A 15,523-nucleotide genomic window follows, 5' to 3' on the forward strand; every position below is an offset into this window, starting at 1 on the left:
GGCCGTTTCAGGTTCTCGCAAGGACGTTCACTTCTTCATCGGTTCGGCCCCCTTATCCGCCTCTGCCTTAGGTACTTCGGTGGCATGGGTTGCCGGGGTCTTCGGCGCGGCCTTCTTGGCGTGCCCGTGCTTGCCGCCGTTCGTGGGTGCCTGCACCTCGGGTGCGGCAACAGCCGGTTTGGCTTCCGGCGCCTTGGCTTCCGGCTTGGGCGCTTCGGTCTTGACGACGGTAGCCGGCGTGGCGGCGGGTTTGACTTCCGCAGCCGGCTTGACATCAGCAGCGTGAGCAATACCGAAAGCGGCGGCGAGGGCGAGGGCAATGAGTTGCTTGGTCATTTTCAATCTCCTTGAGTGATTTGTCCGGGTTCATCGGGCTTTGCGGAATCGCGCTGCCTTGTGCCGAATAACGCGGACGGTGGTCGCGCCGATGTCATAAGAAAGGTACCCGTATGTGACGGGTCGTGACCCGGTTGCTACCGCTTGTTGCCGGCCAGCATGGACTTCAGGGATTCAAGCCGGGCGCTGCCAGTCGCCTTGTCCGGCGTGACGGACTCTTTGCCGCCGGAGAACCGGATATCCTCCTTACCCATTTCGGCGATGAAGCGCGAGGGCTCGCTGGGGATGAAGTCGCGCGCCTGCTTGCGGCGCTCGCAGTAGGACAGGTGCAGCGAGCGCTGGGCACGAGTAATGCCGACATACATCAGTCGGCGTTCTTCTTCAAGCTTCGCCGGGTCGAGGGATTCGCGGTGCGGGAGGATGCCCTCCTCGATGCCAACCAGGAAGACGTGCCTGTATTCCAGGCCCTTGGCCGCATGCAGGGTCGACAGCTGCACGGCGTCATTGTCTTCGGAAGCCTGCTTGTCGAGCAGGTTGATCAGCGCGATGTTCTGCGTAAGTTCGATCAAGGTCTTGCCATCTTCCTCGCCTTTCCTGTTCAGCCACTCAGCGAATTCGCAGACGTTGCCCCAGCGCGTCTGGGCGACCCGATTTTCCTCGTGATCGTGGAGATAGGTTTGGTAATCAATCGCCTTCAGCAGGTCGGGCAGAACCCGATGCGCCGGCTCGCACCCCGCTCGTTGCCGCAGACGGCCGATGAACAGGCAGAACACAAGGAGTGGCTCAAGCTGGCGTGTCTGCACCCGATGCGCGAAACCCTCCTCATCGGCGGCATGAAAGAGCGAGACATGGCGCTCGCCGGCGTACTGGCCAAGGGCCTGCAGCGTCGCCGCACCGATGCCACGCTTCGGTGTCGTCGCCGCGCGGATAAAGGCCGGGTCGTCGTCCTCGTTGGTCAGCAGCCGCAGGTAGGCGATAATGTCCTTGATTTCGGCCTTGTCGAAAAACGATTTACCGCCGGACAACTGGTAAGGAATCTTGTGGCTGCGCAAATGCTGCTCAAAGCCGCGCGCCAGATGGTTGGAGCGGTAGAGAATGGCGTAGTCACGGAACTTGCCACGATGCTCGAAGCGGTGCGCCTGCAGCTTCATCACCACGCTTTCCGCCTCGACCTCGTTGTCCTTGCACGCTGTCACGGTGATCTGATCGCCGTGGCCGAGTTCGGACCACAGCTTCTTGTCGAACAGTTTCTCGTTGTGCGAAATGACGTTGTTGGCGGCCTTGAGGATTCTTACGGTCGACCGGTAATTTTGCTCCAATTTGATGACCCTCAGCGCCGGAAACTCATTCGGCAGCTTCTTCAGGTTCTCGATATCGGCGCCACGCCAGCCGTAAATTGCCTGGTCATCATCGCCCACCGCCGTAAACTGGGCGCGCACGCCGGTCAGCAACTTGAGCAGCTGGTACTGGCAGGCGTTGGTATCCTGGTATTCATCGACCAGCAGGTAGCGCAGGCGATTCTGCCACTTCTCGACGATCTCCGGGTGCTGCTGGAAGAGCACGACCGGCAGACCGATCAGGTCATCGAAATCGACCGCCTGATAGGCCTTCAGCGTCGCTTCGTAGGACAGGTAGGCGTGCGCCGCCAGCGCCTCGTGCTCGTTGCCGGCCAACTGGCGAGCGGCTTCGGGCGTAACCAGCGCGTTCTTCCAGTTGGAGATGATCGACTGCAGATGGCGCAACGTGCCTTTGTCGACGGTCTTGGCAATATCGCCGATGATGCCGGCGCAATCGGCGGCATCGAAAATCGAGAAGCGCGGCTTATAGCCGAGGGCCTTCGCCTCCTCACGCAGGATGCGCACGCCGAGTGAGTGGAAAGTGGAAATTTGCAGATCTTCCGCCGTCGACCGCGACAGCAGCTTGGCGACACGCTCCTGCATTTCCTTGGCCGCCTTGTTGGTGAAGGTGATGGCCGCCACGTTGCGTGGCTGAAAGCCGCAGTCCCGAACGAGGTAGGCAATCTTCTGCGTGATTACCCGGGTCTTGCCCGAGCCGGCGCCGGCCAGCACCAGCAGCGGACCGTCAAGGTAATGGATCGCTTCGCGTTGCTGGGGATTAAGGCCGGACATGAAGGGCTAAGGGCGTGCCGGCAAAAAGGCGCGCAAGATCAGGGCCGGCGATTTTAACCGATGACGCCTTCAGATCGCATCTTCGACCCGCGGCAAGGACAGGCTGAGCGCCTGCAGTTTGACCAGTCCGTCCACATTGCTGCCATGCCGCGTGAGTTGGGCTGCCACCCGACGAGCGTCTTCGAGCCCCTGTTCCCGGCCTCCAAACAGTGCGATGGCCTCGCGGGTCAAAAGCATCGATTTCCTGCTGTAGCGAGCGCGGGCGATCGCCTTCGACGCCCTACATCATCTGGACCCGGCCGACTTCTCGTCGGCTACTTGCCGCGCCCGTTCACCCAAATCGGGCGTCGGGTGCTGCGTGCTTGATCGAGGCGATGGAGTTTCATCGGGCGGGCTCCTTATGCCAGTAACGGTACAGAAGCACTCCCGCTTGAGGCTAAAGTGCGCCGAACACCTTTTTCAGCAGATCACTGCCGGCGCCGAGCGGGTTGGAGCGTAGCTTCTTCTCCTCCTCGGCAATCATCACAAACAGTCCGTCAATAGCCTTTTGCGTCACATAACCGTCAATATCGGCGTCCTTCTTGTTGATCAGGCCGCTGCTCGCCGCCTTGCCGGCAAACTGGTTGTACTGCTCGGCCAGTTGCAGCTTTTTGGTTGAATCCTTGACAATGGGCGTGAACTTGGCGGTGAGCTGATCGGTAGAGGTGCGCTTGAAGTATTGCGTCACGCTGTCCTCGCCACCGGTCAGAATACCCTTGGCATCTTGAACACTCATTTTCTTGATCGAGTCGCTCAGGATCGGCCCGGCTTGGGCCACGGCTTTTTCGGCCGCGTGGTTCATCGTGTCGATCAGCTCATCAGCCTGTTTGCCCATGCCGAACATGCGCAGGCCTTTTTCCGCAGTCTGCAGGTAACCCGGCAAGGGAATCTTGACCTTGCTGTTGTCCAGAAAGCCGTTTTCCTTGCCCAGCGTTGACACGGCGTAGTCGGCGCCCTTGCTCAAGGCGGCCTTGACCCCGGCACTGGCATCGCCGGCCGAAATGGCATCGAGCCCGGCCGCCTGGGCAATGGCGATGGTCAACGTCAAAAAAGCGGTGAAAATTGATTTTTTCAGTATTGGCACGAAGGCTCCCGGGGTTGGTCAGACGATGTCGAGGTGACTAATGCCGCTGGTCAGGTCGCGATCCTTGGATTCCTTTCCGTACAGCTTGATCTGCAAGCGCAGATCGTTCAACGAATCCGCGTTGCGCAACGCATCCTCGTAGCTGATCTTGCCGGCTTCGTACAGTTCGAAAAGCGATTGGTCGAAGGTCTGCATCCCGAGTTCGCGCGATTTCTTCATGATTTCCTTGATCTCGCTCACCTCACCCTTGAAGATGAGGTCGGAAATCAGCGGCGAGTTGAGCAAGACCTCGATAGCCGCCACGCGCCCCTTGCCGTCCTTTTTGGCAATCAAGCGCTGCGACACCATGGCGCGCAGGTTGAGGGAGAGGTCCATCAGTAACTGCGAACGGCGGTCTTCGGGGAAGAAGTTGATGATGCGGTCAATCGCCGTATTCGTGCTGTTGGCGTGCAGCGTCGCCAACGCCAGGTGACCCGTTTCGGCAAAGGCGATGGCGTAATCCATCGTGTCGCGGTCACGGATTTCACCCATGAGGATGACATCCGGCGCCTGGCGCAGCGTATTTTTCAGGGCTGGCTTCCAGTCGTTGGTATCGACGCCAATCTCGCGCTGCGTGATGATGCAGTTCTTGTGCTCGTGAACGTATTCGATAGGATCCTCGACCGTGATGATGTGGCCGAAGCTGTTCTGGTTGCGGTAATCGACGAGAGCGGCCAGCGAAGTCGTCTTGCCGGTACCGGTACCACCGACGAAGATGACGAGACCGAGCTTGGTCATTGCGACGTCCTTGAGAACGGGCGGCATTTCGAGTCCGTCAAGGGTCGGGATCGTCTGGTTGATGGTTCGGCAGACGACGCCGACGCGCCCCTGCTGAATGAAGGCGTTGGTCCGGAAGCGACCGATGCCGGCCGGCGAAATGGCGAAGTTGCATTCCTTGGTCGCCTCGAACTCCGCCGCCTGCCGATCGTTCATGATCGAGCGGGCAAGTTCGGCTGTGTGTGACGGCGTCAGTATCTGGTTGGAGACCGGCATGATCTTGCCGTCCACCTTGATGGCGGGTGGAAAATTGGCTGTAATGAACAAGTCCGATCCTTTTTTCTGCACCATCAGGCGCAGCAGATCGTGCATGAATTTCATTGCCTGATCGCGTTCCATAAATTTCCTTTTTCCCTAATTTATTCCGGCTCAGCCGGGGAAATTGTCCTTGTTGGTGGCCCGCGAACGCGCCTCGGCATTGGACACCACGTTGCGCCGTACCAATTCGAGCAGGTTCTGGTCGAGCGTCTGCATGCCGAAATTCTGGCCGGTCTGGATCGCCGAATACATCTGTGCGACCTTGTTCTCGCGGATCAGGTTACGGATCGCCGGGGTGCCGATCATGATTTCATGCGCCGCGACGCGACCATTGCCATCCTTGGTCTTGAGCAGCGTCTGCGAAATGACGGCTCTCAGCGATTCGGACAGCATTGAGCGAACCATTTCCTTTTCCGCCGCCGGGAAGACGTCGACGATGCGGTCGATGGTCTTGGCTGCCGACGAGGTATGCAGCGTGGCGAAAACCAGGTGGCCGGTTTCGGCTGCGGTCAGCGCAAGGCGAATGGTTTCGAGGTCACGCATCTCACCGACCAGAACTACGTCCGGATCTTCGCGCAGCGCCGAGCGCAGTGCGTTGGCGAAGGACAGCGTATGCGGGCCGACCTCGCGCTGATTGATCAGGCACTTCTTGGACTCATGCACAAATTCGATCGGATCCTCGACGGTCAGGATATGTGCGTATTCGTTTTCGTTGACGTGATTGACCATCGCCGCCAGCGTTGTCGATTTGCCGGAACCGGTCGGCCCGGTCACGAGCACGATACCGCGCGGGTATTCGGAAATGGCTTTGAAAATCTTGGGGCAATTCAGGTCGTCAAGTGACAGGATCTTCGAGGGGATGGTCCGGAAAACTGCGCCGGCGCCGCGCTGCTGATTGAAGGCATTGACGCGGAAACGGGCCAGGTTGGGGATTTCGAACGAGAAGTCGCACTCCAGCGTCTCTTCATAGATCTTCCGCTGGGTATCGGTCATGATGTCGTACACCATGCTGTGCACGTCCTTATGCTCCATCGCCGGCAGGTTGATGCGGCGCACATCGCCATGGACGCGGATCATCGGTGGCACGCCTGCCGAGAGGTGAAGGTCGGAAGCCTTGTTCTTGACTCCAAAGGCCAGCAGTTCTGTGATGTCCATACGGATCGTCCTTAGGGCGCGTGTATACTGAAACCAGAGAGAATTCCAAACAATTATGAGCGCAATCGCCTCCAGCCTGCAAGCAGTCAGAGAACGTATCGCCAGGGCGGCACGGGATTTCGGCCGTTCGCCACAAGAAATAGGTCTTCTGGCGGTCAGCAAGACTTGGTCGGTGGATTGCGTGACCGAGGCGAGCAGAGCGGGACAGCGGTCATTTGGCGAGAACTACGTGCAGGAAGGTATCGCCAAGGTGCTCGCGACGGCGGGCCAGGGTCTCGATTGGCATTTCATCGGTCCGTTGCAGAGCAACAAGACGCGGCTGGTCGCCGGGCATTTTTCGTGGGTGCACTCGATCGAACGTCTGAAAGTGGCCGAACGGCTCTCCGCGCAGCGTCCGGAGCACCTGCCGCCGCTTTCCGTCTGCATCGAGGTCAATGTTTCGGGTGCTGCAAGCAAGAGCGGTTGCGCACCCGATGAGGCGTTGGCGCTTTGTCTGGCAGTTTCGGGCCTGCCCAGACTGAAGCTGCGTGGTTTGATGGCGATTCCTGAAGCGGCAGACGATTTCGCGGCCCAGCGGGCGCCATTCCGCCAGTTGCGCGAGCTTCGCGAGAAAATTTGCGCCGCCGGCCTGCCACTCGATACCCTTTCCATGGGAATGTCCCACGATCTTGAAGCGGCTGTGGCCGAAGGTGCGACCATTGTCCGCATCGGCACGGCAATTTTTGGTGAGCGAGGTCACGCATGAAAATCTCCTTCCTCGGCGGCGGCAATATGGCGAATGCGCTGATCGGCGGCATGTTGAAACAGGGTTTTGCCGCCTCCGACATCGGCGTTATCGATCCCGTCGCCGATGCCCGTGTCAGGCTGGCCGCGACTTATGCGGTAAGCTGCGTGGAATCGGCCGACATGCTGGAGGACGTCGGCGATCTGCTCGTTCTGGCCGTCAAGCCGCAGCAGATGAAGGAGGCCGTCACTCCGCTGGCCGGCAGGCTGGGCGATGCCGTCGTGGTGAGCATTGCCGCCGGACTTGACATGGCAACACTTTCACGCTGGCTGGGCGGGCACCGCAGGATCGTTCGCTGCATGCCGAACACGCCGGCGCTGATCGGCGCCGGCATTACCGGGTTGTGCGCGCTGCCGGAAGTGAGTGACGATGAACGTTCCGCCGCCGATCGTGTGCTGCGCTCGGTCGGCGCGACCGTCTGGATCGCCGACGAGGCGAGGATGGATGCCGTCACCGCGGTTTCCGGCAGCGGCCCGGCTTATGTCTTCCTGTTTATCGAAGCCATGCAGCAAGCCGCTGCCGACCTCGGCCTCATGTCCGAACAGGGGCGCCGACTGGCCATCGAGACGGTTCAGGGCGCTGCAGCACTGGCTGCGCAATCACCCGAGTCAGCGGCAACGCTGCGCGAACGGGTCACCTCCAAGGGCGGCACGACCGAGGCCGCGTTGCAGACGATGGCCGACAAAGGGGTCAAGGAAGGCATCATCGCCGGCATCAAGGCTGCCGAAGCACGCGGTCGGGAGCTTGGCAAACTGCTGGGAGCGGGTTGATGCAGCCTATCGTCTTCCTGCTCGACGCCGTCATCAGTTTCTTCTGTAGCCTGTTTTTGCTCCGCTTCATGATGCAGGCGATGCGCGTTTCTTTTGCCGGCCAACTCGGTGATTTTGTTGTGGCACTGACCAACTGGGCGGTCAAACCGCTGCGCCGGCTCATCCCCGGCGTCGGCGGGCTGGACTGGTCTAGCCTCTTTGCCGCGCTCGCCTTGCAACTGGTGCAGGCCGGCCTGATTGTCGGGCTATCCAGTCATCTGGCCGAAGCCGACCTAGCCAGTCTGGCCCCGATGATTCTCTGGTTGGCCGTGCGCGGCCTGCTCCGTCTTGCCGTCTACATCATGATAGGCGCCTTGATCCTGCAAGCCGTGTTGTCCTGGATCAATCCCTACTCATCGCTATCGGCCCCAGCGCAGCAACTGACCCGGCCACTACTCGACCCGATCCGCCGCTTTGTTCCGTTGATCTCCGGCATCGATCTTTCGCCGCTGATCGTCATTTTGCTGCTGCAACTTCTCCTCAGTTATCTCTGAGGCCACCTTGGCCGACTGGTTTCGCATTGCCAGCGATGGCCGTATCACACTCACCCTGCACATTCAGCCCGGGGCCAAAAAGACCGAATTCGCCGGGCTGCATGGCGACGCGCTGAAAATCCGCCTTGCGGCACCGCCGGTCGACGGCAAGGCAAACGCGGCGTTGGTCAAGTTCGTCGCCGAAACCCTGAGTTTGCCGAACGCTGCGGTCAACCTGAAAAGCGGCCACAATTCGCGACGCAAGGTGCTGGAAGTAAGTGGCGCCGAGGCAAGTGTCGTCGCCGGCCTTTTATCGAAATAGGGCACTGCTGAAACTGGGCAGCGCGCTGGCAACGCGTGATGGGAATTGATCGTTGCAAAGTGTCGAACAAGGCCGGCGATCCGTTCCCGATTTGACAAAGCAGCAACCACTTGCTCATGCGGCAGCGCTCAATAAGATCGGTGGGCCAGGTTTTGATCCGGGCGACGGATACGCTCTCACGTCAGGCACGCCCGCGCTGCCGGCGCCGCAACGCGTGGGCACGTCAAGATCAAAAATAGCGGAATCTGACTGGAACACGCGGCAGATAGCTGATCAAGAAGTCGCGGGTCAGTAAGGTATGATGCTGACGTCAGCCGGGATGAGGCCAGACCAACTGTCTCTGCGGACGACGCCCGCCGTGAAATTCCAATTCCCATCTTATTCGATGAGCGTGCCAGCAAATCGCCTGTCCGACGAAGTTGTGAGCGCCCGTTCGCTGGCGAAGTATCGCCAGCGCGCTGCGGCTTATGACAAAACCTGCGGTCCTACCTGGCCGATCAGGGAGCGGGCGGTCAGCGCCCTGCAACTGCAGCCTGGGCAAGTGGTGCTCGATGTCGGTTGCGGTACCGGGCTGAGCCTGTCGCTATTGCGTGCTGCCGTGGGCGAAACTGGCAGAGTCTATGGCTTTGATCAGAGTCCCGAGATGCTGGCTTTGGCGCGCGGCCGTGCCGAAGCCGCTGGCTGGCGTAACGTCGAGCTGTTGGAGACTCCGGCGCAAACACTGGTGCTGCCCGAAACCGTGAACGCGCTGCTGTTTCACTACACCCATGACATCCTGCGTTCGCCAGCCGCCATCGATCGGCTGCTCGCTTCGGCATGCCCTGGCGCGACAGTGGCGATTGCCGGAATCAAGTATTTCCCGCTGTGGCTGGCACCACTGAATGTATGGGTCTATTTCAAGAACCATGGTTACAACGGCGCCCCGGGTGAATTGGCCTCGCCTTGGGATCGCATGGCGTCAAGATTGACGGATTGGCGGCTGGTACCCACGCAGTTTGGCATGGGTTACCTCGCATCCGGGCGAGTGCCCGAGCGTATCAAGAACCCCGGATGAGCACGCCCGCCTTGCCCTCGGCCACACTTCTCGAGCACCGTTCCTGGCGGCGGATCGCCGTCGCAATACTGGCGCTTCTCTTCCTCAACGGCATGCTCAGTTTCAGGGACTGGTGGCCGACCCCCGGCATCTTGCCCGACCACCGACTGGCACCCGAGTTCGTCTGGCTCTGGTTGGCGCTGCTGGCGATGGTGGCATGGCGCGGCAAACTCTCATCGCGCGCACTCTCCGTGTTCGCACTCACCTATTTTCTGCTGGTGCTTGGGCGCTACGGCGACGTGACCGTTCCCAGCCTGTTCGGGCGTCCGATCAACCTTTATTGGGATGGTGCGCAGATTCCACGTTTTCTGTGGGTGTCGGCGCAAAAGCTGGCGTGGTGGCAAAGCACTGCTCTGGTGGCAGGCGTCGGCCTGCTGCTCTGGAGTCTGTTTCGCCTGCTGCGCTTGGCAATCGCGATAGCCGCCCGTGATGCCGTCCCCTATGCGCTGCGAAGCCGATGGGCATGGGGCCTTACCGCAGCGGCCGTGGTCCTGGCGGCGGGCAATCTGGCTGGGGCGAGCGCCACCTGGCCACTGGTCTCCAAGCCGGTCATTCCAACCTATTGGCGACAAATGCAACTGCTGGCGACTGCGTTCTTGCCACAGCGTCAGGTGGACTTGTTGCCCGCCGCGACTGCGGTCGACGCCGCGATGGCCGCTGCACCGGGGAGCGCATTGGCTGCGCTCGGCGGGCGCGATGTTTACCTGATCATGCTCGAGTCGCTGGGTGCGGTGGTTTATGACAACCCGCGCGCCGAAAAAGTCCTGCGGGCCAGCCGCGAGCGCTTCGCCACCGATATCGCTGCCAGTGGCCGTCAGGTCGTGTCAGCTTTCTTCCGTTCGCCGACTTTTGCCGGCGGCTCGGATCTGGCGCATCTCGGCCTGCTGTCGGGCATCGACCTCAGCGACCCCATGCGTTATGACGTGCTGCTGACCACGCAGCGGCCAACGCTGAACTCGCTGTTCCGGGCGCAGGGCTATCAGATCTTCGGCGTCTATTCGGCGCTGGATTGGGAGTGGCCTGAACGTGCGTTTTACGGCTTCGATGTCCTCCTGACCCGGCGCGATCTGGGTTATGCGGGGCCGGCCATGGGGTACTGGGAGATTCCCGATCAGTTCACGGCAGCGCGCTTCGAGCAGTTGTTCCCGCGCGCTGGCAATGCCCCGCCGCGCCTGGTTTTTTTCCCTACCATCACCTGCCATCTGCCGTTCAGCCCGATACCGCCCTTTCAGCCGGACTGGCCCCGGGTACTTGGTGCGCAGCCCTTTGACGACTCCGAAGTCCACCGCGCCCTGGCCGAGCGACCGAACTGGCTGGACATGTTCCCCGACTTTGTACGGATGGTCAGCTACACCTACCAATGGCTGGGCGCCTATCTGCGTCAACCGGAGCCGCGCGAGGCCATCTATGTGTTGATAGGCGATCATCAGCCGGCGGCCAATATCACAGGCGACGACGCTTCCTGGGATGTTCCGGTCTACATTGTCTCGCGCGACAGCAAACTGCTGGCACGCTTCGTCGAGCAGGGTTTTCACCATGGACTGGAGCCGCCGCGAAAGTCACTGGGGCCGCTGCATGCCCTGACCGGGCTGCTGCTGCACGCTTTCTCGGCGCCGGACGCTGATCAGCCGGCGGCCTCGGTCCCGCTGGCGGAGACGAAACTTTGAGGCCAGCCGACAGCAACAGCCAGAGCCAGCCAAATCAGTGCGAGACCCAACGCCTGCGTGTTGACCAGACCTTCCTGCGCGACCAGCACCACTGCGGATATCGCACAAACGGCGGCCAAGGCGCGCTCGAGCCACGCGCCTCGGTCGAGCCGATCACCGAGCACGGTCAGGGCAAGGAACAAGACTGCCGGTGCAGCGAACAGGGGCCAGAAAAGCGGGCGGTAGCGGGCGTCGAACAGCAGCCCCTTGGCGATCAGCAAGACGCTGCAGAGCAGCACCGCCTGTGCGAACGCCAGTGCCTGTGTTCCCCGGGCGCTGGCGGTGCGCAACGCGGCGAGCACACCCGGGCGGGAGCCTGCCGAGCTTGTGCCGCCGAGGATGCGGGCGAGACGCCCCGCAGCGGCAAGCGCACAGAGCCCGGCGGTCGCCGCGGCGCTGACGCCCAAGGCCCAGTCGAGCGGGCCGCGACTCCACTCGAGCAGCATCTGCCACTGCAACAGCGCGAGCGCGACGATGCCTGCCCCGGCGAGGCCCATCGCCGAGCAGGTAATGAGCAAACGGCGGCGCAGCCCAGCCCCGCCAGCTGCGCTGCGCGGAGTGCCGTGACCCCGCGCCCACAGCCACCCGGCGACGCTCCCGATGACCATTCCCAGCGGCACGCGCCACCATTGCGGGTCGCCAACGACCGCACCGCGCAGGGTAACCCGTGGCCGGCCGTCGGCGTCGAACATGCCCCAATAGCCGCCCATCGCGCCCTCCAGCCGGCGTTTCCACGGCTGGTCGAAGCCCTCGATCAGGTTAATTCCCGGCCCAGCGACTACCTGGGACCCGAGCGGGGCACGGGCGTTAAAAGCGAGCAGTTCACGTACAAAACGTGTCTGCTCCAGCCTTCCGGGCACGGCCGGTCCGCGCTGGCGGCCTGCCGCCGGCCAGCCGGTTTCGCCGACGAATATCGGCAATGGTGCAAAAAACGCACGCATTTGGGCGTTGACCGCAACAACATGCTCGACTGCCTGGGCTACGGCAACCGGCTCGTCTTCCCAGTAGGGCAGAACATGGATAGCGACGACATCGACGTGATCGCGCAGCACGTCGGCGTGGCGCAGCCAGAAGGCCCAGACATCGGCATAGGCGATCGGCACGGAAGATTCGCGGTGAGCCCGCGCGAGCAGCGCGGCCAGCGCCTCCGGGGTCTGTTCACCGCGCAGCAACACCTCGTTGCCGACCACCAGCAAGTCGACCACATCTGCATATTCACGGCCAAGCGCCAACACCCGCTCGAGCTGGACTGTGTTGGCCGCCGCATCGCCATCGATCCATGCGCCCAGCACCACCCGCATGCCCAGCGCCCGCGCGATCGCCGGTACCGCATCGAGTCCGTGGTCCACACCGTAGATGCGCACGCAGGAGGTCATCTCGCGCAGCAGACGCAAATCGGCTTCAATCTGAGCCCGCTCGAGGTGCAATGTCGGGTCGAAGGGGTTGTGGTTCGGTCGGCGAAAGGGCGCATAAGACACGCAAGGCACGCGCAGGTCGACGGCATCGGGCAAGGGCACGGGCCGACCCTGTGCAACGGCCCAGGCGAGCAGCCCGAGGACGCTCAGCACAAGCCCCGCCAACACCGTCGCTTGACGCCAGGGCGCAGGGGCTTGTCGTGAACAGGTCGCGTTCATATCAGCAAGCCGTAGCAGCGCAGCGAGAAACCCGGCATGTGGATCAGGGCATTGGTGACGATTGCACAATCGTAGCGCAGAAAGTGGGGGATACCGGCAGTTTGCCGCGTCGCGCAGGGGCAGTTGGAGCGAACGGCGCAACGCCGGACCGGCCCGACCCCGGGCGAGGCACTGCCGTACGCTGGGCCGGCGCGCTGCTCATTGCAGCGTTCGTGGCACTTATCAACCTGCTGATCTGGCGGGCCTTCAATCCGTCTGTGGTGGCGCCCGATGTGCCAATGCGGGTCACCGGGTTGGCTTACAGCGGCTTCCAGCGTTGGGAAAGCCCGTTCACCGGGCGCTTTCCAAGCGATGCGGAGCTCGCTGGCGACCTGCACAAGCTGGCCGGCCTGACCACTCGCCTGCGTACCTACAGCGCGAGCGAACTGCCAACGTTGCCGACGCTGGCTGCGCAAGCTGGCTTGCAACTAAGCGCCGGGGTCTGGCTTGACCACCGCCACCCGAACAATGAGCGCGAAATCACCGCCATCGTCGAAGCAGTTTCCCGGCACCCAGGCATCGAACGAGTGATCGCCGGTAATGAAACCCAGTTGCGCAGCAAGCTTGATCCGATCGAGCTGTACGGCTATCTCGATCGCCTGCGTGCCACCTTGTCAGTGCCGGTATCCACCGCCGAGCCCTGGCATGTGTGGTTGAGCCAGCCAGCGCTGGCCGAGCATGTGGATTTCATCACCGTACATCTGTTGCCTTACTGGGAAGGGGTACCCGTTGAGCTCGCGGTCGATTACGCGCTGCAGCGCTACGCCGAAGTGCGCGAGCGTTTTCCGGGCAAGCCGGTGGTGATCGGTGAAATCGGCTGGCCGAGCAACGGCGAGCGCGTGGCGGCGGCGCAAGCCACGCCCGATCGTCAGGCGGTGTTCGTGCGTACCTTTCTCGAGCGTGTCGCCGGGCGAGACCTCGATTATTTCCTGATGGAGGCGGTTGACCAACCGTGGAAGCACGCCAGCGAGGGGACTGCCGGCGCTCACTGGGGACTGCTCGACGCAGCGCGGCAGGCGAAGTTCGCCTTCACCGGCCCGGTGCGGGCTGACCCGTTCTGGTCAGAGAAAGCACTCACCTCGGCGGCGTTGGGCTTGCTGGCGATGCTGCCCTTGCTGTTCTTTTTTTCACCGATGCGGCTGGCCGGTCGCATAACTCTTGCTCTGAGCCTGCAGGCGACGGCTTCGTTCGCCGTACTCCTGGCGACGGTGCCCCTCCTGCACTATCTGCGCCCCTTCGACATCGTACCGCTAGCCTTATTGGTGCCTGCACTGGCGATGATCGCCGCGATTCTACTGGTGCAAGTCCTTGAGTTCGCCGAGCTGTTCTGGCCGGGTAGCCTACGCCACCAGGCGGCACCGTACCCGCTCGCTGCCGGCATGCGGACCCCTTTCGTCAGCATTCATCTGGCCTGCAGCAATGAGCCGCCAGCGATGGTAATCGCCGCGATCGACAGCCTGCTGACGCTGGAATGGCCGGCTTTCGAGGTCCTGGTGGTGGACAACAACACGGGTAATCAAGCGCTGTGGAAACCGGTCGAAGCGCATGTTCGCGCCCGTCTGGCGGCAGCGGACAAGGGATCTGACACTGCGGCGTCCGGCCCAAGCCTGAGTTTTTTTCATCTACCACACTGGCCTGGCTACAAGGCCGGAGCGTTGAACTTTGCGCTCGAGCACACCGATCCGCGCGCCGAATGGGTTGCCGTAGTCGACGCCGACTACTTGGTAAAGCCGGAGTGGCTGCGGGCGCTCGCCGGCTATTTCGCCGACATGGCGGTAGGCGTCGTGCAGTCGCCGCAAGCCCATCGCGACTGGTCGGACACGCGCCTGCGCCGCATGATGAACTGGGAGTACGACGGCTTTTTCCGTATCGGCATGCACCACCGCCAGGAACGTGACGCAGCGATCCAGCATGGCACCATGACGCTTATCCGGGCCGCAGCGCTACGCGACGTCGGCGGATGGGATGTCGACTGCGTCTGTGAAGACACCGAACTGGGCCTGCGCCTGATGCAAGCGGGTTTCCGGTTGATTTACGTCGACCAAGTACTGGGCACCGGCCTGGTACCGACCGATTTTGCCGCCTATCAGCGCCAGCGCCGGCGCTGGGCGCAGGGCGCAATGCAGATCCTGCGGCGCCATTGGGCGATCTTGTTCGGTGAATCTCGGCTGCAGCCGGCCCAACGCTACCATTTCATCGCCGGCTGGCTGCCCTGGCTGGGCGACACCTTACATCTATTCTTCAGCGTTGCGGCCATTAGCTGGACCCTGGGTGTGCTCGCTGCGCCGCAGATCTTCGGCTTGCCGATAGCGCTTTTTGTGGTGCCGCTGGCGGTATTTTTTGTCACGCGGCTGGCGCTGGTCCCACTACTCTATAGCCGTCGGGTACCCTGTCCGGCAGCCGATGTTGCTGGCGCGGCGTTGGCCGGCATGGGGCTCTCGCACAGCATCGCCCGCGGCGTCATCGCCGGATTGTCTGGCCGACGTGCTGTTTTCGATGTGACCCGCAAGGGTAAGACCAGCGACAATCCGGAAGCGCCACCCCTTCAGCAACCGGGTGCGTTCGCTTCGGTTCGCGAGGAATCCGTCCTGCTACTGGGCCTGTTGCTGTGCATTGCCGCGCTCGGTTTCGCGCCTGGCGATCCGAGTGCCGCGCTGAAGGGATGGATCCTGGCGCTGAGCCTGCAGGCTTTACCCTATGCCGCGGCCATCGGCTGTGCGTGGCTTTCATTCCGGGCATCCCAGAGTCCAGCCACGAAGCTTGAGCCCCCTCTTGCGGGACGATGACGGTTCAACCTGAAAACTGTTGGTGGACGCACGGGTGTGTGGTTTGTCGCCAACGCCGCC

14 protein-coding genes are annotated in these 15,523 nt (G+C 62.2%); 7 read left to right on the plus strand and 7 right to left on the minus strand.

Features of this window, described 5'->3' with window-relative positions; all coding sequences use genetic code 11:
* Positions 1 to 27: 27 nt before the first annotated feature.
* The 6 genes from IPP03_14990 to IPP03_15015 form a co-directional block, all read right to left on the minus strand.
* Positions 28 to 336, minus strand: a complete 309-nt coding sequence (locus IPP03_14990) for a hypothetical protein (GenBank protein MBL0353885.1) — start codon at positions 334 to 336, stop codon at positions 28 to 30.
* 137 nt (positions 337 to 473) lie between these two features.
* Positions 474 to 2,465: a UvrD-helicase domain-containing protein gene (locus tag IPP03_14995; GenBank protein MBL0353886.1), complete on the minus strand. Its 1,992-nt coding sequence runs from the start codon at positions 2,463 to 2,465 to the stop codon at positions 474 to 476.
* 69 nt (positions 2,466 to 2,534) lie between these two features.
* Entirely contained in the window at positions 2,535 to 2,702 is a 168-nt protein-coding gene (locus IPP03_15000; GenBank protein MBL0353887.1) for a hypothetical protein, read from the minus strand.
* 199 nt (positions 2,703 to 2,901) lie between these two features.
* Positions 2,902 to 3,579, minus strand: coding sequence for a DUF4197 domain-containing protein (locus IPP03_15005; protein ID MBL0353888.1), 678 nt, complete (start codon positions 3,577 to 3,579; stop codon positions 2,902 to 2,904).
* A gap of 27 nt (positions 3,580 to 3,606) precedes the next feature.
* Positions 3,607 to 4,743, minus strand: coding sequence for a PilT/PilU family type 4a pilus ATPase (locus tag IPP03_15010; GenBank protein MBL0353889.1), 1,137 nt, complete (start codon positions 4,741 to 4,743; stop codon positions 3,607 to 3,609).
* Positions 4,744 to 4,773: 30 nt separating this feature from the next.
* The gene (locus tag IPP03_15015; protein MBL0353890.1) at positions 4,774 to 5,817 is read right to left on the minus strand and encodes a type IV pilus twitching motility protein PilT; all 1,044 of its coding nucleotides are present in this window, start codon (positions 5,815 to 5,817) and stop codon (positions 4,774 to 4,776) included.
* A 55-nt stretch (positions 5,818 to 5,872) separates the two neighbouring features.
* Between IPP03_15015 and IPP03_15020 the strand changes: the two genes are divergently transcribed.
* From IPP03_15020 to IPP03_15045, 6 genes are all read left to right on the plus strand, one after another.
* Positions 5,873 to 6,562 carry a YggS family pyridoxal phosphate-dependent enzyme gene (locus IPP03_15020; GenBank protein ID MBL0353891.1) on the plus strand — a complete coding sequence of 230 codons (690 nt, stop codon included), beginning with the start codon at positions 5,873 to 5,875 and terminating at the stop codon, positions 6,560 to 6,562.
* A complete protein-coding gene (locus IPP03_15025; GenBank protein ID MBL0353892.1) occupies positions 6,559 to 7,371 on the plus strand; it encodes a pyrroline-5-carboxylate reductase in 813 nt (270 codons plus the stop codon). Before IPP03_15020 ends, IPP03_15025 begins: the two co-directional genes overlap by 4 nt.
* Positions 7,371 to 7,904: a YggT family protein gene (locus IPP03_15030; GenBank protein MBL0353893.1), complete on the plus strand. Its 534-nt coding sequence runs from the start codon at positions 7,371 to 7,373 to the stop codon at positions 7,902 to 7,904. The genes IPP03_15025 and IPP03_15030 overlap by 1 nt, the downstream gene beginning before the upstream one ends.
* Before the next feature lie 7 nt (positions 7,905 to 7,911).
* On the plus strand, positions 7,912 to 8,205 hold the full coding sequence (locus IPP03_15035; protein ID MBL0353894.1) for a YggU family protein: 294 nt from the start codon (positions 7,912 to 7,914) through the stop codon (positions 8,203 to 8,205).
* A 385-nt stretch (positions 8,206 to 8,590) separates the two neighbouring features.
* Positions 8,591 to 9,259 (plus strand): methyltransferase domain-containing protein, encoded by a 669-nt coding sequence (locus IPP03_15040; GenBank protein ID MBL0353895.1) that lies wholly within the window; start codon positions 8,591 to 8,593, stop codon positions 9,257 to 9,259.
* Positions 9,256 to 10,965: a hypothetical protein gene (locus IPP03_15045; protein MBL0353896.1), complete on the plus strand. Its 1,710-nt coding sequence runs from the start codon at positions 9,256 to 9,258 to the stop codon at positions 10,963 to 10,965. Before IPP03_15040 ends, IPP03_15045 begins: the two co-directional genes overlap by 4 nt.
* On the opposite strand, the gene IPP03_15050 is transcribed toward IPP03_15045, so the two are convergent.
* A complete protein-coding gene (locus tag IPP03_15050; protein MBL0353897.1) occupies positions 10,923 to 12,707 on the minus strand; it encodes a hypothetical protein in 1,785 nt (594 codons plus the stop codon). The genes IPP03_15045 and IPP03_15050 overlap by 43 nt on opposite strands.
* 143 nt (positions 12,708 to 12,850) lie before the next feature.
* On the opposite strand from IPP03_15050, the gene IPP03_15055 reads away from it, so the two are divergent.
* On the plus strand, positions 12,851 to 15,463 hold the full coding sequence (locus tag IPP03_15055; protein MBL0353898.1) for a glycosyltransferase: 2,613 nt from the start codon (positions 12,851 to 12,853) through the stop codon (positions 15,461 to 15,463).
* Positions 15,464 to 15,523: the final 60 nt, after the last annotated feature.

This window comes from Candidatus Dechloromonas phosphoritropha (assembly GCA_016722705.1).
In the GTDB taxonomy this organism is placed as follows: Bacteria; Pseudomonadota; Gammaproteobacteria; order Burkholderiales; family Rhodocyclaceae; genus Azonexus; species Azonexus phosphoritrophus.